The 20,070-nt window shown below is 73.1% G+C and carries 16 protein-coding genes, 4 tRNA genes and 1 riboswitch; of the genes, 12 read left to right on the forward strand and 8 right to left on the reverse strand.

All coding sequences use genetic code 11. From position 1 onward, the window contains the following. Window positions 1-155 precede the first annotated feature (155 nt). From HT134_RS41700 to HT134_RS41725, 6 genes are all read left to right on the forward strand, one after another. The gene (locus HT134_RS41700) at window positions 156-1,922 is read left to right on the forward strand and encodes a thiamine pyrophosphate-dependent enzyme (protein WP_175606029.1); all 1,767 of its coding nucleotides are present in this window, start codon (window positions 156-158) and stop codon (window positions 1,920-1,922) included. Between the two features lie 97 nt (window positions 1,923-2,019). Then, a complete protein-coding gene (locus HT134_RS41705; RefSeq protein ID WP_175606030.1) occupies window positions 2,020-2,427 on the forward strand; it encodes a YbaB/EbfC family nucleoid-associated protein in 408 nt (135 codons plus the stop codon). Then, the gene (locus HT134_RS41710; RefSeq protein ID WP_175606031.1) at window positions 2,424-2,726 is read left to right on the forward strand and encodes a type VII secretion target; all 303 of its coding nucleotides are present in this window, start codon (window positions 2,424-2,426) and stop codon (window positions 2,724-2,726) included. The genes HT134_RS41705 and HT134_RS41710 overlap by 4 nt, the downstream gene beginning before the upstream one ends. Before the next feature lie 3 nt (window positions 2,727-2,729). Beyond that, complete coding sequence (locus HT134_RS41715) at window positions 2,730-6,299, forward strand: DUF8616 domain-containing protein (protein ID WP_175606032.1); 3,570 nt, start codon at window positions 2,730-2,732, stop codon at window positions 6,297-6,299. After that, a complete protein-coding gene (locus tag HT134_RS41720; RefSeq protein ID WP_175606033.1) occupies window positions 6,296-6,679 on the forward strand; it encodes a hypothetical protein in 384 nt (127 codons plus the stop codon). Before HT134_RS41715 ends, HT134_RS41720 begins: the two co-directional genes overlap by 4 nt. A gap of 149 nt (window positions 6,680-6,828) precedes the next feature. Then, window positions 6,829-8,514, forward strand: coding sequence for a glycosyl hydrolase family 18 protein (locus HT134_RS41725; protein ID WP_175606034.1), 1,686 nt, complete (start codon window positions 6,829-6,831; stop codon window positions 8,512-8,514). A 59-nt stretch (window positions 8,515-8,573) separates the two neighbouring features. Here the strand turns inward: HT134_RS41725 and HT134_RS41730 are convergent, their stop codons facing one another. Both HT134_RS41730 and HT134_RS41735 read right to left on the reverse strand, forming a co-directional pair. Beyond that, window positions 8,574-9,458 carry an ATP-binding protein gene (locus tag HT134_RS41730; RefSeq protein WP_175606035.1) on the reverse strand — a complete coding sequence of 295 codons (885 nt, stop codon included), beginning with the start codon at window positions 9,456-9,458 and terminating at the stop codon, window positions 8,574-8,576. Further along, window positions 9,448-10,311 carry an MEDS domain-containing protein gene (locus HT134_RS41735; protein WP_175606036.1) on the reverse strand — a complete coding sequence of 288 codons (864 nt, stop codon included), beginning with the start codon at window positions 10,309-10,311 and terminating at the stop codon, window positions 9,448-9,450. The genes HT134_RS41730 and HT134_RS41735 overlap by 11 nt, the downstream gene beginning before the upstream one ends. A 225-nt stretch (window positions 10,312-10,536) precedes the next feature. On the opposite strand from HT134_RS41735, the gene HT134_RS45025 reads away from it, so the two are divergent. Next, a complete protein-coding gene (locus tag HT134_RS45025) occupies window positions 10,537-10,761 on the forward strand; it encodes a hypothetical protein (RefSeq protein ID WP_217708994.1) in 225 nt (74 codons plus the stop codon). A gap of 66 nt (window positions 10,762-10,827) precedes the next feature. Here HT134_RS45025 and HT134_RS41745 read toward each other — a convergent pair whose 3' ends face one another. Continuing rightward, the gene (locus HT134_RS41745) at window positions 10,828-12,120 is read right to left on the reverse strand and encodes a hydroxyacid-oxoacid transhydrogenase (protein ID WP_175606037.1); all 1,293 of its coding nucleotides are present in this window, start codon (window positions 12,118-12,120) and stop codon (window positions 10,828-10,830) included. Window positions 12,121-12,206: 86 nt separating this feature from the next. On the opposite strand from HT134_RS41745, the gene HT134_RS41750 reads away from it, so the two are divergent. Next, window positions 12,207-12,830, forward strand: coding sequence for a Pr6Pr family membrane protein (locus HT134_RS41750; protein WP_175606038.1), 624 nt, complete (start codon window positions 12,207-12,209; stop codon window positions 12,828-12,830). Window positions 12,831-12,893: 63 nt separating this feature from the next. Here HT134_RS41750 and HT134_RS41755 read toward each other — a convergent pair. From HT134_RS41755 to HT134_RS46525, 5 genes are all read right to left on the reverse strand, one after another. Next, window positions 12,894-12,965, reverse strand: a tRNA-Val gene (locus HT134_RS41755). A 19-nt stretch (window positions 12,966-12,984) separates the two neighbouring features. After that, window positions 12,985-13,056 (reverse strand) — tRNA-Gly (locus tag HT134_RS41760). A 52-nt stretch (window positions 13,057-13,108) separates the two neighbouring features. After that, window positions 13,109-13,179 (reverse strand) — tRNA-Cys (locus tag HT134_RS41765). A gap of 15 nt (window positions 13,180-13,194) precedes the next feature. After that, window positions 13,195-13,266 (reverse strand) — tRNA-Gly (locus HT134_RS41770). A 153-nt stretch (window positions 13,267-13,419) separates the two neighbouring features. Then, window positions 13,420-15,591: an N-acetylmuramoyl-L-alanine amidase gene (locus HT134_RS46525; protein WP_246366484.1), complete on the reverse strand. Its 2,172-nt coding sequence runs from the start codon at window positions 15,589-15,591 to the stop codon at window positions 13,420-13,422. 156 nt (window positions 15,592-15,747) lie between these two features. Between HT134_RS46525 and HT134_RS41780 the strand changes: the two genes are divergently transcribed. The 4 genes from HT134_RS41780 (at window position 15,748) to HT134_RS41795 (ending at window position 19,817) form a co-directional block, all read left to right on the forward strand. Next, window positions 15,748-16,023, forward strand: a complete 276-nt coding sequence (locus HT134_RS41780) for a hypothetical protein (RefSeq protein WP_175606039.1) — start codon at window positions 15,748-15,750, stop codon at window positions 16,021-16,023. A 77-nt stretch (window positions 16,024-16,100) separates the two neighbouring features. Beyond that, a complete protein-coding gene (glmS, locus tag HT134_RS41785) occupies window positions 16,101-17,921 on the forward strand; it encodes a glutamine--fructose-6-phosphate transaminase (isomerizing) (RefSeq protein ID WP_175606040.1) in 1,821 nt (606 codons plus the stop codon). Between the two features lie 72 nt (window positions 17,922-17,993). Next, window positions 17,994-18,800: an SAM-dependent methyltransferase gene (locus HT134_RS41790; RefSeq protein ID WP_312888848.1), complete on the forward strand. Its 807-nt coding sequence runs from the start codon at window positions 17,994-17,996 to the stop codon at window positions 18,798-18,800. Between the two features lie 66 nt (window positions 18,801-18,866). Continuing rightward, window positions 18,867-19,817 (forward strand): tripartite tricarboxylate transporter substrate-binding protein, encoded by a 951-nt coding sequence (locus HT134_RS41795; protein WP_175606041.1) that lies wholly within the window; start codon window positions 18,867-18,869, stop codon window positions 19,815-19,817. Between the two features lie 4 nt (window positions 19,818-19,821). After that, a riboswitch (cobalamin riboswitch) is annotated at window positions 19,822-20,041 on the forward strand. Window positions 20,042-20,070: the final 29 nt, after the last annotated feature.

Here is a 20,070-nt window from a genome sequence, read left to right on the forward strand (position 1 = left end):
AAAGGACCGTACAGAAACGGGAGAAAGCCCAGCAAGAGCCCCCGGCATAACGAGTCCAAATCGCGACGGGAGCACAGGCGGGAGCACGGGCGGGAGCATGGGCGGGAGCGATGGGCAGGCGTCTGCCCCGCCCGGATCCGGGTAGGTGCGCCGCCATGGCTCGCATCGCATCGGAATCCCTGATCGAACGGCTCGCCGAGTGGGGCGTCGACACCGTCTTCGGCATGCCCGGCGACGGCATCAACGGCATCATGGAGGGGCTGCGCCGCCACCAGGACAAGGTGCGCTTCGTCCTGGTCCACCACGAGGAGGCCGCGGCGTTCATGGCCACCGGCTACGCCAAGGCCACCGGGAGGATCGGCGTGTGCCTGGCCACGTCGGGGCCCGGCGGCATCCACCTGCTCAACGGCCTGTACGACGCCAAGCTCGACCACGCCCCCGTGCTCGCGATCACCGGCATGCAGGAGACCGCCGTGCTCGGCACCGGCTACCAGCAGGAGGTCCACCTCGACCGGGTCTTCGAGGACGTCGCCGAGTACAACATGACGGTCACCAACCCGGAGCAGCTCCCGGCCGTGCTGGACCTCGCGGTGCGCACCGCCTACGCCCGGCGCGGCGTCGCCCACCTCACGATCCCCAACGACGTCCAGGTGGCCGAGGCGGGGGAGGCGCCGTTCGCGCACGTCGGGCCGGTGCGCGCGCCCCAGTCCACCGCCGCGTACCTGCGCCCGCCGGGCGTGCCGCGGCAGGAGCACCTCGACGCGGCGGCCGAGCTGCTCAACGCCGCCGAACGGCCCGCCCTGCTGGTCGGCGCGGGCGCGCTGCACGCCCGCGAGGAGGTGCTGGCCGTCGCCGCCGCGCTCGGCGCGCCCGTGGTCAAGACGCTGCCCGGCAAGGCCGTCATCCCGGACGACTCGCCGTACACGACCGGCGGCATCGGCCTGCTCGGCACCCGCCCGAGCGAGGAGCTCATGGACGACGCCGACGCGCTGCTCATGGTCGGCACCAACTACCCGTACACCAAGTACCTGCCGCGGCCGGGGAAGGTACGCGTGGTGCAGATCGAGGCCGACCCGTCCCGCGCCGGCGCGCGCATGCCCACCGACGTGCCCATGGTCGGCGACGCCCGCGACGCCCTGCGGGCGCTGCTGCCCCTGCTCGCCCGGCGGGAGGACCTGTCCCACCTGCACGCGTACCAGAAGAGGACGGCCGCCTGGCGCTCCGACATGGAGGCGCTGGAGAACCCCGAGCGCGACCCGATCGCGCCGCAGTACGTGGTGTCCGTGCTCGACGACCTGGCCGCCGGCGACGCCATCATGACCTGCGACAGCGGCACCGTCGCCACCTGGGCCGCGCGCCACTGGACGATCCGCGACGGGCGCGAGTTCTACCTGTCGGGCAACCTCGCCTCGATGGCGCCCGGCCTGCCGTACGCGATCGCCATGCAGCACGCGCACCCCGGCCGGCAGGTGATCGCGTACGTCGGCGACGGCGGCTTCGCCATGCTCATGGCCGAGTTCCTGACCGCCGCCCGGCACGGGCTGCCGGTCAAGGTCGTGATCAACAACAACAACTCCCTCGGCCAGATCCTGTGGGAGCAGATGGTGCTCGGCTACCCCGAGCACGGGGTGCGCTTCCCCGACCCCGAGCCGGACTACTCCGCGTGGGCCGTCTCGTGCGGCGGGTTCGGCGCGAAGGTGACGAAGCCGGGCGACGTCGCGGGCGCGATCGGCGCGGCCCTCGCGCACGACGGGCCGGCGCTGGTGGACGTGGCGGTGAACCCGAACGAGCCGCCCATGCCGGGCAAGGTCACCTACGAGCAGGCCAAGAAGTTCGCCCAGGCGTTCCTCAAGGGCCAGCCGCACCGGGCGGCCATCGCCACCACCCTGTTCAAGGACCGGATCGACAAGTTCGGCGACTGATCGCAACGATCACAAATGATCACAGAACGGTGTGTAACGGCCGCCTCGTGCGTCACTTTTGGCGATACTTGCACCATGGCGAACGAAGGGGCGAGGGATGCACGATGACCTGCAGGCCGCCATCGAGAGCCTGGTCGAGGAGTACGACCGGCAGGTCCGCGAGGTCCGCGAGGCCCACGCCCGCCTCAGCGAGGTCACGGCGACGGTCTCCGACGGCGACGTGACCGTCACGGCGGGCCCGCAGGGCAGGATCGACGAGATCGTCTTCCATCCCCGCGTGTACGGCCGGCGGTCGCCCACGGAGCTGGCCCGGGCCGTGAAGGAGCAGATCGCCAGGGCCCAGGCCGAGGTGGCCGAGCGGTCGCGCGAGATCATGGCCCCGCTCATGCCCGAGGGGCTGGACGCCGAGGACGCGGCGGGCGGCGGGTTCGACCTGGGCGCGCTGCTGCCGGACCCACCGGTCCGGCCCGCCCCCGACCGCCGTGGCAGGGAGGGCCGCCGGTGAGCGCGTGGGCCGAGGGCTTCGACGTCGCGTGGGCGCACATGCGCCGGGCCGGCTCCTCCTGGAGCAACCCCGCGGAACGGCTGCGCCAGGCGCGCGGGCTGGTGGACGGCGTGCTCGCCGCCGCGCCGTGGGGCGACGACCAGTACGGCCGGCAGTTCGCCGCCGACCTCACCCCCCGGCTGGACGGCCTGGCCGAGGGCTGTGAGCGGGGCGCCCGGAACATGGACGACCTGGAGGAGCAGGTAGACACCGCCGCCCGCACCTACCAGCGGGTCGACCCGCCGTACCTCCAGGTCTGACGCGTGGACCTGCGCTCGCTGCTCGGCCCGGTCTTCCCGATCGTCGAGCCGTGGCTCGGCTGGGTCGTCGGCATGGACTATCCGGCGACCGACGCCGAGCAGTGCCTGGCCCAGGCCCGCGTCCTGCGCGCGGCGGCCGAGCACTGCCGTACGGCCGGCACCGAGGGCGACGAGGCCCTGCGGCTCGTGCTCCAGTACGCCAGCGGGCCCGCCGCGGACGCGCTCAGCGGCCACTGGAAGCGGTACACCACCGAGGACCCCTCCTTCCTGGAGACGCTGGCGGCCTCCAGCGAGGACGCCGCCGACCGGCTGGAGCGCTACGGCCTCGACAGCGACTACACGCAGAAGTACATCGCGCTGTGCCTCGTCCTGCTCGCCTTCGTGCTGCTGCGCACCCGGGCGCTCGCGCCGCTGACGGGCGGCCGGTCCCTGATGTTCCAGGGCCCCGCCTGCCGTCTCGCCCGCCTGAACGTCCGGATCGTGGCGAAGATGCTGCTGCTCAGCATCGCCTTCATGACCGGGCTGGACGCCGGGGTGCAGATCTGGCAGATCGCCGAGGGCAAGCGGCACTCGTGGGACGGGGAGAAGACGGCGGCGGCCCTGGAGGGCGGGCTGCTCACCGGCCTGGCCTTCGTGGCGCTGGGCGCGGGCGTCGTCCGGCTGGGCGGGCCCAGGATGCTCGGCGGCGGGGTGCTGAAGGCCGACATGACCGCCCGCGAGCGGGTCGCCGCCTGGCTCAGCCACACCATGGGCGGGGTCGCGACGCAGAGCGCCGTCGCCTCGGTCCTCGGCTCGGTGCCCATGCTCATGGAGTCGGGGCAGCTCACCCCGGAGAACCTGGCCAAGGCGCTGGTCTCCGGTTTCGCCGGCGGCATCGACGGGCGGGTGGGGCGCGCCGAGCACGTCCCGCTCAAGAACGTCGCCGGCCTCGACCTGCCGCATCTGGGGGAGGCGCCGCGCCTGGGGGAGGCGCCGCGCCTGGGGGAGGCGGCGTTCACCGACAAGAGCCTCACCAGCCTCGCGGGCCTCACCGACAAGGCGGGGGCCGCCGCGCGGCCGGAGGGCCCCGCGCCGGGAGGGGAACGCGTGCTCGCCGGCGCCGGAGCCGCCCACCACTTCGGCGGCGCCGACCACCCCGGCCGCGCCGAGTCGCCCGGCGGCGTCCCGCACGACGGCACGTCCGGCGCCTCCCGCGACGCGGCCTCTCGGGACGGCGGGGCCTCTCGGGACGGTGCGGCCTCTCGGGACGGTGCGGCCTCAAGGGACGGCGCGGCCTCAAGGGACGGCGCGGCCGGGGACGGCCACCCCGGCCACCAGGGCGGCCATGAGGGCGGGCGCCGGGTGCCCGAGCTCACCGACACCCACCGGGAGCTCGTCCGCCAGTCCCGGATCGAGGTCGACGCCGGCCTCTGGTACCGCGAGCCCGGCCGGCACGCCCTGCCGACCGCCGACATGCGGCTGCTGCGCCACACCGAGGGCGTCCTCGACGTGGGCATCCAGGCCGACCGGGACGGCTTCGTCATCGGCGACCGGCGGCTGTCGGCCCGCGACGTCGGCACGATGCTCGCCCACGATCCGAAGGTGATGGCCGATCCGGACGCCAAGATCCGCCTCATCGCCTGCGACATCGGCCAGAACCGCGCCGCGCTCCAGGAGATCGCCGACATCACCGGCCGGGAGGTCGTCGCCGCCGACAAGTACGTCTACATCGGCGCGGACCGGCTGCCCCACACAGGCGGAGTGCCGCAGTATCTGCCCGACGGCCGCCCTGTCTTCCGCGAGGACGGCACCTGGCACCAGGTCCGGCCGGAGCGGCCGCACGAGCAGCCGGCCGTCCCGATGCAGGTGCACCGGGAGGTGCGCGAGCTGCCGGGAGGGCCGATCGACGAGGCCACGCTCAAGACGCGGCTGGAGCGGGAGCGGCCCACGGTGACGTTCCTCGGCCACGGCCAGCACGGCATCGTGCAGCGCGTCCGCTTCCACTCCGACGGCCTGGTCCTCATCCGCAAGCTCCACACCTATGGCCAGGTGACGCTGATCAAGGACGTGCTGGCCTCGCTCGTCGGCCGCGCCATCGGCGCTCCGGTGCCGCACATCGTCCGTGATCCGTTCAACCGTGAGGCCGTCTTCATGCAGTTCGTCGACGGCACCCCGGTCGAGAAGCTCACCGCGAGGGAGCTGAACCGGTACCTGGAGGGCGAGCCGGGCAGGAGACTCGGCCTGCTCGACGCGCTGGTGTCCAACACCGACCGCCGGCGCCTCAACTGGCACGCCCATCGCGGGGTCGCACTGACGGGACTGGACCTGAGCCGGTCCTTCTCGTTCCACGAGGAGAGGGTCGAGTTCGCCCAGAACGACTTCTCCCACCACTTCATGGACATCGACGGTGCGTGGCTCGACAACACCCTCACCCGGGCCGAGATGGAGACCGTCATGGACGAGATCACGGCCCTGCGGCCCGCGTTCGAGGAGTCGCGCCGCCTCCACTGGTACGAGAACATGCTCGACAACCTCTACCACGTGAGCTGGCACGCCATGGGCGACGCGGCGGGAACGGCCGCCCCCGTCCACCACTTCGGCTACACCGACGCCCCCATGGTCTTCGACGGGATCCGCGACCAGGCGCAGGCGATCTTCCAGACGCGGTGGCGGGTGGGGGACGTCGTGCCGCTGCTGTTGGACTCCGGGGGGAGCCGGCGGGCGTTCGGGCTGGAGCTGGAGTACGCGCTGCCCGAGGTGCTGCCGGAGCGGCGGCCGGCCGTCAACGAGGCGATCGCCCGAGCCCTGCACGAGGCGGGCCTCAGCCACGACCGGCGGGTCCTCGACCACCACGCCGGCCACGAGCGCGGCTACGACGAGGACGCCTCCGGCTGGTGGGTCGAGACCGAGACCAGCCGGGACGTCGCCGGCGAGGTCATCTCGCCGATCCTGCGTGACACCCCTGAGACCTGGCGCAACCTCGCCCGGGTCGTGGAGATCATCCGGGCTCACGGGGGTGAGGTCAGGATGAGCGTCGGCGGGCACATCCACGTCGGCACGCCGGACTACCGCACGGTCGTCAACTACCTCAAGCTCCTCGACAACGTCCGCGCCAACCAGGACATCCTGTTCCGGCTGGCGCAGAACCCGCTCGCCGAGGGCGGCCTGCACCGGGGATACGACCAGTGCGTGCCCAACATGCCCAGGCCCGGCCTGCGGCCGTACTACTTCGGGGCGCTGGCGGAGGCCAACGGCGCCACGTCGGCCGTCAGCATGACGGAGGTGCGCGGGCAGGTCGGCGACCACGTCCAGTTCCGGCTGTTCGACGGGACGCTGGAGCCCGGCGTCATCCAGGCGCAGGTGCGGCTCGCGCTGGCCCTCGCCGACGCCACGCTGGGCGGCGCTATCCAGGCGGGGCCGCCCGAGCCGGTCGGCCACCACCGGGAGCACGGCGACGACTCCGAGTCGTTCCGCCGCCTGCTGGACGGGCTGCCGCTGCGCGAGATCGACAAGGAGCAGCTCATCAGCCTGTACGCCATCACGCACTGGCAGCCGTCGGTGCTCGACCGCCACAAGTCCGGGGGACACGGATGATCAAGGTCGCCCGGGTGTTCGACGGGGTCAGGGACGGGGTGCCGTACTTCGAGCCCGGCCATCCCCGCGTGCTCGACGCGGAGGAGCGCGAGCGGCTGGCCCGCTACCTGGAGGCCGGCACGCCCTTCCTGACGACCACCGGCCTCGACGTGGACCGCGTCGATCCGGGACGCGGCCAGGTCGTGCCGGTGAGCTTCCGCACCGACGGCGTCCACGTCTGGACCGACACGGTCACCTACTACCTGCGCGTCCACCACCTGCGGCCGGACCCCGAGCTGTGCGCGCACATCGCCGCCGCCGGATACGCCTGCCCGCCGGTCGGGACGGAGGAGGCGGCCCGCGTCCTCGCCGAGTTCCAGCGCTTCTCCGCGGACGGCTGAGCTCTCGTACGGGCTCGATCCTCACTGCCGTTGTTGACGCCGCCGCAGGCAGGAGTTACCGTCGTCTCTAAATCTAAAGGAAACTTTCCTAATAGTTTCCTGAGGGTCCACTCCCATCCCACCCCCCAGACACCGGATGTCGGAGCATCATGAGACACAGACCCCTCAGCAAGGTCCTGGCGGGGGTGGCGGCGTTCCTGCTGCCGCTGACCGCCGCCGTCGCCGTCCCGCCCGCCGCCCAGGCGGCCGCCCCGAGCAGCGTCCAGGCCGCCGCGGCCCTCCTCGCCGAATGGGCGCCGAACGTCGCGTACGCCACCGGCGCCCGCGTCACCTACAACGGCGTCACCTACGAGTGCATCCAAGGCCACACCTCCCAGACCGGCTGGGAGCCGCCCAACGTGCCCGCCCTCTGGAAGCCCGTCACCGGCGGCGGCGACACGCAGGCGCCGAGCGTGCCGGGCGGCCTGCGTTCGACGGGGGTGACGTCGAGCAGTGTGTCGCTGGCGTGGAACGCCTCGACGGACGACGTCGGGGTGACGGGTTACGACGTGTACCGGGGGAGCACCCTGGTCTCGACGGCGACCGGGACGTCGTACACCGATTCTGGGTTGAGCGCGAGCACGTCGTACACGTACACGGTGCGGGCGCGTGACGCGGCCGGGAACGTGTCGGCGGCGAGCGCGGCCGTGACCGCCACCACCAGCGGGGGCGGCGGCGGCGGGAACAAGCTGCTCGGCTACTTCGTCCAGTGGGGCGTCTACCAGCGCGGCTACCACGTCAAGAACATCGACACCAGCGGCTCGGCCGCCAAGCTGACCCACATCAACTACGCCTTCGGCAACGTGCAGAACGGCCAGTGCGCCATCGGCGACAGCTACGCCGACTACGACCGCTTCTACAGCGCCGCCGAGAGCGTCGACGGCGTCGCCGACACCTGGGACGCCGGCGCGCTGCGCGGCAGCTTCAACCAGCTCCGCAAGCTCAAGAAGAAGTACCCGAACCTCAAGGTGCTGTTCTCCTTCGGCGGCTGGACCTGGTCGGGCGGCTTCACCCAGGCCGCCGCCAACCCCGCCGCCTTCGCCGACTCCTGCTACCGGCTCGTCGAGGACCCGCGCTGGGCCGACGTGTTCGACGGCATCGACATCGACTGGGAGTACCCGAACGCCTGCGGCCTCACCTGCGACAGCAGCGGCCCCGCCGCGTTCAGGAACCTGATGTCGGCGCTGCGCTCCCGCTTCGGCTCCGGCAACCTGGTCACCGCCGCCATCACCGCCGACGGCACGTCCGGCGGCAAGATCGACGCGGCTGACTACGGGGGCGCCGCCCAGTACGTCGACTGGTACAACGTGATGACGTACGACTTCTTCGGCGCCTGGGCGGCGCAGGGACCGACCGCCCCCCACTCGCCGCTGACCTCCTACAGCGGCATCCCGACCCCCGGCTTCTACTCCGACAACGCCATCCAGAAGCTCAAGTCCAAGGGCGTCCCCGCGAGCAAGCTGCTGCTCGGCATCGGCTTCTACGGCCGCGGCTGGACCGGCGTCACCCAGGCCGCGCCCGGCGGCACCGCCTCCGGCCCCGCGCCCGGCACGTACGAGCAGGGCATCGAGGACTACAAGGTCCTCAAGACGCGCTGCCCCGCCACCGGCACCGTCGCCGGCACCGCCTACGCCTTCTGCGGCGGGCAGTGGTGGAGCTATGACACGCCGGCCACGATCGGCGGCAAGATGAGCTACTCGAAGGACCAGGGCCTCGGCGGCTCGTTCTTCTGGGAGCTCAGCGGCGACACCACGGGCGGCGAGCTGATCACGGCGATGCGCAACGGCCTCGGCTGACGCCCGCGCGAGCGCGAAGGGCCGGTCCGCCCGCGAGGGGGCCGGCCCTTCCCGTGAGCTCAGGAGGGCGGCAGGAGCCGGTCCACGGCCTCGTCGTGGGTGTCGCCGACGGTCAGCGGCGCGGGGCTGAGCGCGTCCAGGCGGCGCCGGAAGTCCGCGGTCAGGCCCGTCAGCACCATGGCCCCGGCCTTGGCGGCGTCCACCTGCTGCTGCGCGGTGATCAGCGCGGCCACGCCCATCGCGTCCCAGAACGTGACCTTGCCCAGATCGACCAGCAGCCGCGGCTCGGGGTCGGCGGAGACGATCTCGCGGACGACGACGGCGAGCTCCCGCGCGGCCTCGTCGCCGAGCGACCCGGACAGCTCCAGCAGGATGTGCGAGCCCCGGTCGTGGCGGGTGAGGCCGAACGGCTCGTCGTGCCCGTCCGGAGGAAGGGCGAAGTCGGCGACCGCGACCGTGCCCTCCGGGCCGGAGCCGATCGTGAACCGGTCGGGCAGGAAGCGGGCGATCCACAGCCCGTGCCCGTGCTCGACCGGCCATCGGGCGGCATCCGCGACGACAGCGTCGGTGCCGGTGCCGGTGCCGGTGCCGGTGCCGGTGCCTGTGCGGGCGTCGGAGTCGGGGTCGGCGTCGGGGCGCGGAACGGGGGCGACGGGGCGCGTGGCCCGGCCGGCGTCGCTGACCTCGCACCGCAGCGTGTCGCCGGCCCGCCAGATCCGCACCCGGCCCGTCCCCGCGCCGTGGACCACCGCGTTGGTCGCCAGCTCGTGCACGGTGATCACCAGGTCCGTGGCCCGGCCGTCGGGCATGCCGGCGTGCGTGGCGTGCGCCTCCAGCGTGGCGCGCAGCGCGTACAGCAGGTCGGCGTCGAACGGCTGGTCGAGGATGAGGCGCCGCTCCTCCTGGGCGGGCGGCGTGATGTTCACGGACTCGTCATCGACCATGACCGGTCACCAGACTGATCCCCGGAACGCCGCCGGCCCCCAACAGGACGAATCTCGACGCCGTGAGCCTGCTGCACCGCAGGTCCACCTTCCGGTCAGGGGCGATGCTGCGCGCCGCGTCCAGGATCATGCGGGCGCTGGACAGGTCGATGAACGCCAGCTCCGCCATGTTGACCGTGATGTCGCCCTCCCCCCGGATCGCCTCGGTCAGCGCCATCCTCAGCGGCTCCTCGGCGGTGCGGTCCATCTGCCCGGCCAGCCGGATGCCGGGTGGCGCGTACTGGCGACATATGCGTAGCAGCGGGGAGCTGTGGTACGTCGCGGCGGCCACCGAGCGGGTGTGGAACGGCGACACCGAGGCCAGGGTGACCGGGTCGAAGCGGTCGCGGTCGTACTGGCACAGCACCGAGACCCTCGTGTCGGCCAGCGCGGTGGCGATCTCCTTCTCGAACGCCGGCAACTGGTCGATCCCGCTGATCGGCCGCAGCGCCCAGCCCATGTCGAGCGCCACGCGCAGCCCGGAGTAGCCCTCGCCCGCGGTCTGCTCGATCTGGTCGCGCAGCCAGCCCATCGCGTGCTCCACCGCGAACGCCTGCCCCGACAGCAGGCCGTCCTGGCAGGCCAGCACCTCCATCCGCCCGGCGGCGGTGGCGGAGAGCACGGAGATCCCGCGGCGGCCCAGCTCGGTCAGCGCCTCCTGCGGCTCCTCCGACAGCCACACCACCCGCAGCCCGTCCGACAGGCCGTCGCGGACGAACGCCGCCGTCAGGTCGAGGAGCTCCTCCGGCTCGCCGAAGGTCAGACATGCGTGATCGTTGACCGTGAGGTCCGTGATCTGCACTTCGGCGTCCACCGTCACAGCGTCACCCATCCCTTCGCGGCGAGCGCCGCGACCCTTACCGCCCGTGAGACCAGGGTAGTGACCGGCGGCGATCCGTACGCACCTCCCGGCAGGAACGCTCAGCCCACGGCCGTCCGGCCCTGTTCCCGCAGGGCGCGGCCACGTTCCGCCAGGCCCGGCCCCCTCGGCCGGTACCCGTGCCCCAGCGGCGGCGGTCCACACCTGCGCCGTGAACCCGTGGCCCGCGAGGGGCGCCGTCCGCCACGATCACCCGCGCGCACAGGCGCCGTCGTCGGCCAGGGCGACGTCCTCGCCCCGACCAGGTGGTCGCCGACGCGCCCGCCGCCTCCGGCAACGGCGTTCACGACCGCCGGCACGCTCCTGGGGGTGGCCCGGCTGGGCTTCACCGGCCGGCTCGTCGAGCTCGACCTCACGGCCGCGCTGCCGGACCCGGTGGGATGAGCCCCGCCGTGGGAGGGCTGCCGGACCTCGTGGCCGCGGCCGGGGAGCGCGCCCTGAGGCCGGGCGTCACCACAGCTCGATCGAGCGGGTGAAGATGCCCGCCACGTCGTCCTCGGTGACCGGCAGGGGAGCGGTCGCGAGCAGGCGCTGCTGCCGCATCGTGCCCTCGACCAGCGCCTCGACGTCGCCCGTGCCGTAGCCGACGGCGCCGATCCCGTTGGGCACGCCGACGTCGCGCATCAGGTCGATGAGGACGCCCGGCAGGAACTCGGCCGGATCGGACGGCTCCTCGCGGTCCGGCGCGAGCAGCCGCGCGGCCCGCAGATGCCGTTCCGGCGCCGCCGCGAACGTGAACCTGAACGCCTCCGGCGCCGTGAGCGCCACCGACACGCCGTGCGGCACCATCGGCTCCTCGCCCGGATAGTCCTTGGGGTGGAAGTCGCGCACCCGGCCCGCGATCGGGTAGGCGTTGGCGTGCGGGACGTGCACGCCGGCGTTGCCGAACCCCAGCCCGGCGAACGTCGCGGCCAGCGCCATCTCGCCGCGGGCCGCCGCGTCGTCGCCGTGGCGCACGGCGCGCCGGAACGCCCCGGCCAGCAGCCGCATGGCCTGCTCGGCCCACAGGTCGGAGATCGGGTTCGCGCCGCAGTACGGCACGCGCTCCTCGGGACGCCTGCGCTCGCCCGAGGCGTACCAGCGGGCGGTGTAGCTCTCGACGGCGTGGCAGAGGATGTCCATCCCGGCCGAGGCGGTCACTCCGGGAGGCTGGGTGAGCGTGAGGCGGGGGTCCACGACGGCGAGCGACGGGCGCAGCGCGGCGTGGCTGATGCCGGTCTTGACCTTGAGCGCGAGCACGTCGAGCACGCAGATGGTGGTGCTCTCCGCGCCGGTGCCGGTGGTCGTCGGCACGGCGACGAGCGGCTTGAGCGGCTCGGCGGGGGCCCGGCCGCCGCCGACCGGGGCGTTGACGTAGTCCATCAGCTCGCCGGGGTTGGTCAGCATCAGGTCGACCGCCTTGGCGGTGTCGATGCTGGAGCCCCCGCCGACGGCCACGAGCGCGTCCCAGGGGCCGGTGGCGCGGGCGTGCGCGACGGCGGCCTCCAGGGAGGCGTCCGTCGGCTCCACATGGACCTGGTCGTACACCTGGGCGTCGAGGCCGTGGGCGCGGATCCGCTCGGCGATCCGGTGCGGCGCGCCGGTGGCGGCCACGCCGGGGTCGGTGACGATCAGGACGCGCCGGACGTCGCCGTACCGGCTCAGGTCGAAGCCGATCTCGTCGGAGGCGCCGTCGCCGAACTTGAGCCGGGGCGCGCCGTAGGTGAAGACGGTCTCGGGGGTGACCGGAGGCGTGGTCGTCATGTCCGTTTCCCTACCCGTGGCGGCCCTCGTCGGTACATGTCGGCAAACGGGCTGTTGGCGGGGACATGGGTGAGTAGGGTGGCGGGATGCGGGTGATCTTCCGGGTCGCGATGGTGTCCGCCGCTGTCGTGGGGATCGTCTGTCTGGCGACGGCCATCCGCACGCCGTGGGTGTACTTCACCGCGCAGAGCAACGTCCTGCTCGTGCTCTACTACGGCTGGCGGCTGCTCGGCGGCCAGGGCCCGGCCGGGCTCAAGGGCGCCGTCACGCTCTACCTCACGATCACCGGCCTGGTCGCGCACTTCTACCTGACGGGCGGCGGCGACCCGCTCCTCCTGCTCGACCGCGGGCCGCGCGGGATGGGCAACCTCCTGCTGCACTACGTGACGCCCCTCATGGCGGTCACCGACTGGCTGGTGTGGGACCGTGACCGCCGGCCCTCGTGGGCCGCGCCGCTCGGCTGGCTGGCCTTCCCGCTGGTGTACGCCGCGTTCGTGCTGGTCCGGGCGCCGTCGCTGCCGCCGGGCACGCGGCGCAGGTACGTGTACCCGTTCCTGGACGTGGGGCGGCTCGGCTGGGACGGGTTCGCGGTGGCGGCGGCCGTGCTGGCGGCGTGTTTCGTGGTGACCGGGTACGCGCTGCTGGTGCTCCACCGGCTGGCGGGACGGCGCTCGGTGGCCGGGGCCCTCGCCGAAGGGGAGCCCGGGTAGCCCCCCCGGCGCCTGGAACGACGAGACCCCGGGCTTCGCGGCCCGGGGTCTCGTCATGAGGTGTGGACGATACTGGGATTGAACCAGTGACCTCTTCCGTGTCAGGGAAGCGCTCTCCCGCTGAGCTAATCGTCCGTATTGAGTTGAAACTCAGAGCGGAAGACGGGATTCGAACCCGCGACCCTCACCTTGGCAAGGTGATGCTCTACCACTGAGCCACTTCCGCATGGCGCTGCTTTTTACTTTAGCGGATCCCGGGAGGACCCGCCGCCTGGCCGAGGTGGAGACGGGATTTGAACCCGTGTAGACGGCTTTGCAGGCCGCTGCCTCGCCTCTCGGCCACTCCACCAGGAGTCGAACTCCGAGCGGAAGACGGGATTCGAACCCGCGACCCTCACCTTGGCAAGGTGATGCTCTACCACTGAGCCACTTCCGCGTGTCTCCGGCGAAGTGCCGGCCACGGGAAAACCATATCGCCTCCTGGGAGTGCCCGCGCGCGTCCGGCGGCCTCCGGGCCGAATTCGTGCGCCCAATTCGGGCGCCGGATCATCGCCGGATCGCCGCCGGATCGGGCGCGCGGGCCGGTCGCTCACCGGATCACGCGGACGTCCCGCGCCCGCACGAACGCCACCCGGTGGCCGAGCTGGATCTGGTAGAACCGCCGGGTTCCCGTCACCAGGACGTGCGCGTCGCGGTCGAAGGAGCCGCCCTTGAGGTACGAGGCCGTCAGGGTCTGTCCCAGCGAGTAGGTCTGGCCGGGCCGGATGACGTAGGCCAGCGGCGTGCGCTCCTGGTAGGCGACGCCCGTCCCCTCGTACGCGGGATGGCCGGGGTAGGCCCGGCCGTACACCCGGACCTCGTCCCGGCGCGGCGTGACCAGCGGCCCGCGGGCGGGGATCGCGGTCGGCGCCGCGGCCGGGTTGTGGAACCACGCCTTCACCCCGAGGTACCAGATCGCCGTCCAGTCGCCCCGCCGGTCGGCCACCGCGTAGCGCTGGCCGGTGGAGGCGCGGGCGCTGTGGTCGTACACGCCGTACGTGCTGGGCTTGCCCACCCGCTTGCCGATGTCGTCGACCAGGGGCGCGTCGTCGCGCGGCTCGGTGTGCAGCCACACGGACGAGGCGCCGTGCGGCTCGCAGGCCCGTGCCGGCTTGTCCTTGACGCAGCCGGTGAAGCGGGGCTGGTTGGTGCCGTAGTAGGGCAGGATGATCACCGACTTGCCGCGCGGGGCGCCATCCGCGGCGGGCACGACGCCGGCGGCGCCCGCCGTGTCCGCCGTGTCCGCCGCGCCTGCCGCGCCGGTGGCGCCGGTCGTGCCAGGAGCGGTCGCCGTGTCGGCCAGGACCTCCATGGCCGGGTCGCCGTCAGAGACGGAGGCGTCGGCATCGGATGCGAGAGCGACCGCGGGGGCGGGGGCGGGGGCGGGGGCGAGGTCGGCGGGCGCGGTGTCGTCGAGGGGCGTGCCGTACGCCGGCTCACCGTACGCCGGCCCGCCGTCCGCCGGGGCGCTCACCGCCTCCAGGGCCGGGTCGCGGACCGGCACGCCGCCGATCGGGCTGCCCGCCAGCTCCAGGTAGTGGGCCCAGTCCCAGTACGGGCCCGGGTCCTCGTGCATGCCCGGATGGCTCTCGGCCGTCGTGCCCGGGACGTTGTCGTGGCCGAGGACGTGCGCCCGGTTGAGCGGCAGCTTGTACAGATCCGCCAGGTAGCGCAGCAGCCGGGCCGAGGAACGGTACATCGCCTCCGTGTACCAGGTCGCCCCCTTGGCGAGGTAGCCCTCGTGCTCGATGCCGATCGAGCGGGCGTTGACGTCCCAGTTGCCGGCGTGCCAGGCGACGTCGCGGGTGCGTACGTGCTGGGCGATGTGCCCGTCACCCGAGCGCACCGTGTAGTGCCAGCTCACGTAGTCGGGGTCGGTCACCATCGAGCGGATGCCGCTGTAGCGGCCCTCGGTGTCGTGGATCACGATGTAGTCGATGCGCCGCGTCGTGGTGGCGGGCAGCCGGTCGTGGTTGCCGTAGCCGCCCCCGCTCGTGCGCTCGTACACGGCGGGCATCCACTCGCAGTCGAGCGTCGCGGGGCACTCGGCCTGCCGAGCCAGACGCAGCGGGGGCCCGGCGGGCGCGCGCAGGCCGGGCACCGGGGGCAGGCGGACGACGAAGCCGTCGTCGGTACGGCGGGCCTCTCCCTCCCGGATCACCGCGAACACCTCGTCCGCGAAGCTCCGCGAGCCACCGGCGGCGGCCGGCTCGCCCGTCCCGGCGTAGCGGGCGACGGCGTCGTACCAGTCGGCCGGGTCGGAGCTGGGACGCTCCTGGAGGGAGGCGAGGACGGCGGCGCCGCCCCTGATGTTCGCGGCCGGGTCGGCGCGCAGCCGCGCGACCGGCAGTCCGGTGAGCCGCGCGGCCCGCGCCAGCGTCGCCGCCGCGCCTCCCGCCGCCTCACCGGCCGCCGCGCCTCCCGCCGCCTCACCGGCCGCCGCGCCTCCCGCTGCCCCGCCGGCCGCCCCGGCGGGCTCACGGTCCCCGGCGAGCCCGCCCACCAGGTGCATCGGCCCGTACCCGCCCGCCGTGCTCGGCCGCCCCCCGTTGGAGTCCCACCGCGACTCCAGGTAGGACACCCCCAGCAGCACGCTCACCGGCACCCCGGACTCCGCGGCGGCCCGCGTGAAGTCCGCCTGGCGGCCCGGCAGCGGGCCGGGGACGGTGAGCAGACCGGCGGCGAGACCGGTGACCAGACCGGCGGCAGCCCAGTGCGGCATGACAACCTCCACGGATCGACACGGATACACTACGCACAGTAATCAACCATGCGAGAGGCTCGGGGGCGCCGCGAGACCGTGTCCGGCAGGCTATTCCTGCCCGATTTCGGGCAGGATGTTGGCGTGTCGCGTTCCCTGTGCGTAGTGTCCTCGTCTGTGTCCACGACGTCGCACCCCTTCGAGGAGCTGATCGTCCACCTCACCCGGACGAGCGGGCTCGGCCCCGGTGAGGCGGCGCGCGTGGTCGCCGACGTGCTGGCGTACTTCTCCGAGCCGGTGGAGGAGTTCGTCCGGCGGCGTCACGGCGAGCTGAAGTCCCGTGGTCTCACCAACGACGAGATCTTCCCCAGGGTGGCCGCGGAGCTGAGGGGGCGCCGCGTCGCGGCGCCCGAGCTGTCCCTGCGGCAGCTGCGCCGCATCGTCTACGGCTGAGGCCGGCGGTTCGCCGAACGAACAACGGATGTCCGTCTTCCCGGTGAAGGCGGATGACGACGGATAGGAGATGTCGGATGTGCGGAATCGTCGCCTACGTCGGCCCCAAGGACGCCGCGCCCATCCTGCTGGAGGGGTTGCAGCGGCTGGAGTACCGCGGGTACGACTCGGCCGGTGTCGTGGTGTCCAACAAGGGGCTCAAGGTCCGCAAGGTCAAGGGCCGGGTCGCCGACCTGGCCAAGGTCATGCCGGCCAAGTTCAAGGGCGGGCTCGGCATCGGTCACACCCGGTGGGCCACGCACGGCGTCCCGAGTGACGTCAACGCGCATCCGCACCTGTCGTCGGACGAGCGCGTCGCCGTCGTCCACAACGGCATCATCGAGAACGCCGGCGAGCTGCGCGCCAAGCTGGCGGCCGACGGCGCGGTGTTCGCCTCCGAGACCGACACGGAGGTGCTGGCCCACCTGATCGCCCGCACCGTCAAGGAGACCGACACGCTGGAGGAGGCCGTCCGCAAGGCGCTCAAGAGCGTCGTCGGCACGTACGGCATCGCCGTCGTGGACTCCGAGCGGCCGGGAGAGGTGGTCGTGGCGCGCAACGGCAGCCCGATCGTGCTCGGCATCGGCGAGAAGGAGATGTTCGCCGCCTCCGACGTGGCCGCGCTGGTCCGCTACACCCGCCAGGTCGTCCACCTGGAGGACGGCGAGCTGGCCGTGCTCAAGGCCGACGGCTTCCACACCTTCGCCAGCGACGCCCGCGAGACGGCCAAGGAGCCGCTGACGGTCGACTGGGACGCCGGTCACTACGACACCGGCGGCTACGAGCACTACCTGCTCAAGGAGATCTCCGAGCAGCCCGAGACCGTGGCCCGCACCATGAGCGGCCGCCTCGACGAGCGCTTCCACATCGCCCACCTGGGCGGCCTCAACATGGACGCCCGCGAGACCCGCTCCTTCCGCCGCGTCAAGATCATCGGTTGCGGCTCCGCGTACTACTCCGGCCAGATCGGCGCCCAGCTCATCGAGGAGCTGGCCCGCATCCCGGCCGACGCCGAGCCGGCCAGCGAGTTCCGCTACCGCAACCCGGTCGTCGACCCCGACACCCTCTACGTCGCGATCAGCCAGTCGGGCGAGACCTACGACACGCTGGCCGCCGTGCAGGAGCTCAAGCGCAAGGGCGGCCGGGTCATCGGCATCGTCAACGCGGTGGGCAGCGCCATCGCCCGCGAGGTGGACGGCGGCGTCTACCTGCACGCCGGTCCGGAGGTCTCGGTCGCCTCGACCAAGGCGTTCACCTCGACCGCGCTGGCCTTCGCGCTGCTGGCGCTGCACTTCGGGCGCGTCCACGACCTGTCGCCGGCCGACGGCCGCCGCATCGTCGAGGGGCTGCGCCGGCTGCCCGGGCAGATCGAGGAGATCCTCACCCAGAACGACAAGATCGCCGAGCTGGCGCGGAAGTACGCCCCGTACCCGAGCATGATGTTCGTCGGGCGCGTGCGCGGCTACCCGGTCGCCCGCGAGGGCGCCCAGAAGCTCAAGGAGATCTCGTACGTCCACGCCGAGGCGTATCCGGCCAGCGAGCTCAAGCACGGCCCGCTCGCGCTGATCGGCCCGGAGATGCCGACGGTGGCGATCGTCCCGGACGACGAGCTGCTCGACAAGAACCTCACCACGCTCGGCGAGATCCGCGCCCGCGGCGGCCAGGTGCTCATGGTGGGCCACCGCGAGCCCGACGAGAAGCTGGCCGACGACGTGATCGTGGTGCCGAAGAACGAGATCGAGCTCGACCCGATCCTGCTGACGATCCCGCTCCAGCTCCTCGCCTACCACGCCGCCGTGGCGCTCGGCCGTGATGTGGACAAGCCTCGCAACCTCGCCAAGAGCGTCACAGTCGAATAAATTCGCGCGGCACTATGGCCACAATCGCACAAAGGTCGTGTTAACGGAGCAATCTCGACCTAAGATCCGGATGTGGCCGAGTTCGATCCTCACACGCCGAACGTCGCCCGCATGTACGACTACCTGCTCGGCGGCCACGACAACTACGCCGTCGACCGCGAGGCGACCGAGCGGCTGGTCGCGCTGGTCCCGCAGGCCGTGCCGATGGCCCGGGCCAACCGCGGCTTCCTGCGGCGGGCCGTGCGCCACCTGGCCGACGCCGGCGTGCGCCAGTTCCTCGACCTCGGCAGCGGGCTGCCCACCCAGGGCAGCGTCCACGAGATCGTCCCGGACGCCCGGGTCGTGTACGTCGACCGCGACCCGGTCGTGGCGGCGCACGCGCGGGCGCTCCTGGGCGAGCACGACGGAGAAGGGCCCGGCCCGGGCCGCCGGGCCTTCCTCCAGGCCGACCTGCTCGACGTGGACGAGGTGCTGCGCGGCGCCTCGGAGGTGCTCGACCTCGGCCGCCCGGTCGGGGTCCTGCTGGTGGGGATCCTGCACTACATCCCGGACGCGGACGGCCCGTACGCGATGGCGGCCCGGCTGCGCGAGGCGCTCGCGCCGGGCAGCCACCTGGTGATCACCCACTCCGTGACCCCCGGCCGCCCGGCCGGGGCGGGCCGCGCGACCCCGAACACCCGCGGCGGCGGCGCCGAGCGGTCGCCGGCCGCGATCCGGCGCTTCTTCGGCGACTTCGCCCTGGTCGAGCCCGGGCTGGTGCACGCGGCGGACTGGCGTCCCGATCGGCCCCGCCTGGCGGGCGAGCCGGGCGCGGGGTCGTACCTGATGGCGGGTGTGGGGTGGAAGCACCCCATTGAGGGGAGTAGCCCCGAAGTGTGACGGCTCGTGATGGTTAGCTAACCTGGTGTAGCGAGGCCGCGCCTCGCGGACCGGGGGAGGCCCACCATGCGCCGACGGCAGGTGATCGCACTCGGGCTCGCCCTGGCGGCCTCCGGGCTCGCCGGCTGCGGCACGCGGGGCGCCCCCGGCCGAGGCGTGCGCGGCCGGTTCACGATCGTGCCGCAGGGCGACCGCTGGACGCGCGTGGCCCACGCGCTGGCCACCGCCGCCTGGGACGCCGGGTTCGCCGTGTCGCGGCAGGACCAGGCGACCCCCATCACCGTCACCGGCCTGCCCGCGCTGGCCGCCGCCGAGCTCGGCGACGGGCCCGCGATCCTCGACACCGCCACCCCGCTGGCCCGGCTCGCCGGGGAGATCGAGGTCGTGGTCGTGCCCGCCGCCTCGAAGTTCCGCGACTTCGAGGACTTCGGGGCCCACCTGCTGGCCCGGCCGGGTGAGACCGTGCTGGCCGGCGGCCCGCGGGGCGAGCCCGACCACCTGCTGTTCGGCCTGGTCGCGCGGGGCCTCGGCGCCGACACCCGCCAGGTCGTCTACACCGGCTACCCGAGCAGCGCCGAGGTGGCCGGCGCCCTGCTCGGCGGCAAGGTGGCGGCCGCCGCCGGCGCCCTGGCCGACTGGCGCCACGACATCCGCAAGGGACGCTTCCGGGCGCTGGCCGTCTCGTGCGCGCACCGGGTCGACGGGATCGACGCCCCGAGCCTGCTGGAGAGCGGGGTGCGGGTGGACTTCGCCGCCTGGTGCGCGGCCGTCGGCCCGCACGGCATGGCCGGCGACACGCGCGACGCCGCACTGGAGATGTGCGAGGCCGTCTCCGACTCGGCGCCCTGGCGCGAGGTGTGCCGCAGGCGCGGCTGGAGCGCCATCCCGCTGTTCGGGGACGACTTCGCCGCCTGGCTCGCCACCGAGATCGGCCGCACCCGCGGGGTGCTCCGCGACCTCGGGCTCGTCGACACGACCAGCACAACATGCGGTGCTAGTTGCGTGAGCGGGCACTAGATGTAGGATCCTGCTCGTCGCTGGTTCGCCCGTCAGGGCGGAGCAAAAGGGAACCCGGTGCGATTCCGGGGCTGCCCCGCAGCGGTGAGCGGGAACGACCGCCGTCACAGAGCACTGGAGCACATCCGGGAAGCGACGGCCAGTAGGACCGAGCGCATGACCGCGTGAGCGGTCATGCGCGCCTGCCCGCGAGCCCGAAGACCTGCCAGCGCTGCCGGAGCACCACCGGCTGACCTGTCCAGGGCCTCGAGGG

It is taken from the genome of Nonomuraea rhodomycinica (assembly GCF_013363995.1).
Lineage (GTDB): Bacteria > Actinomycetota > Actinomycetes > Streptosporangiales > Streptosporangiaceae > Nonomuraea > Nonomuraea rhodomycinica.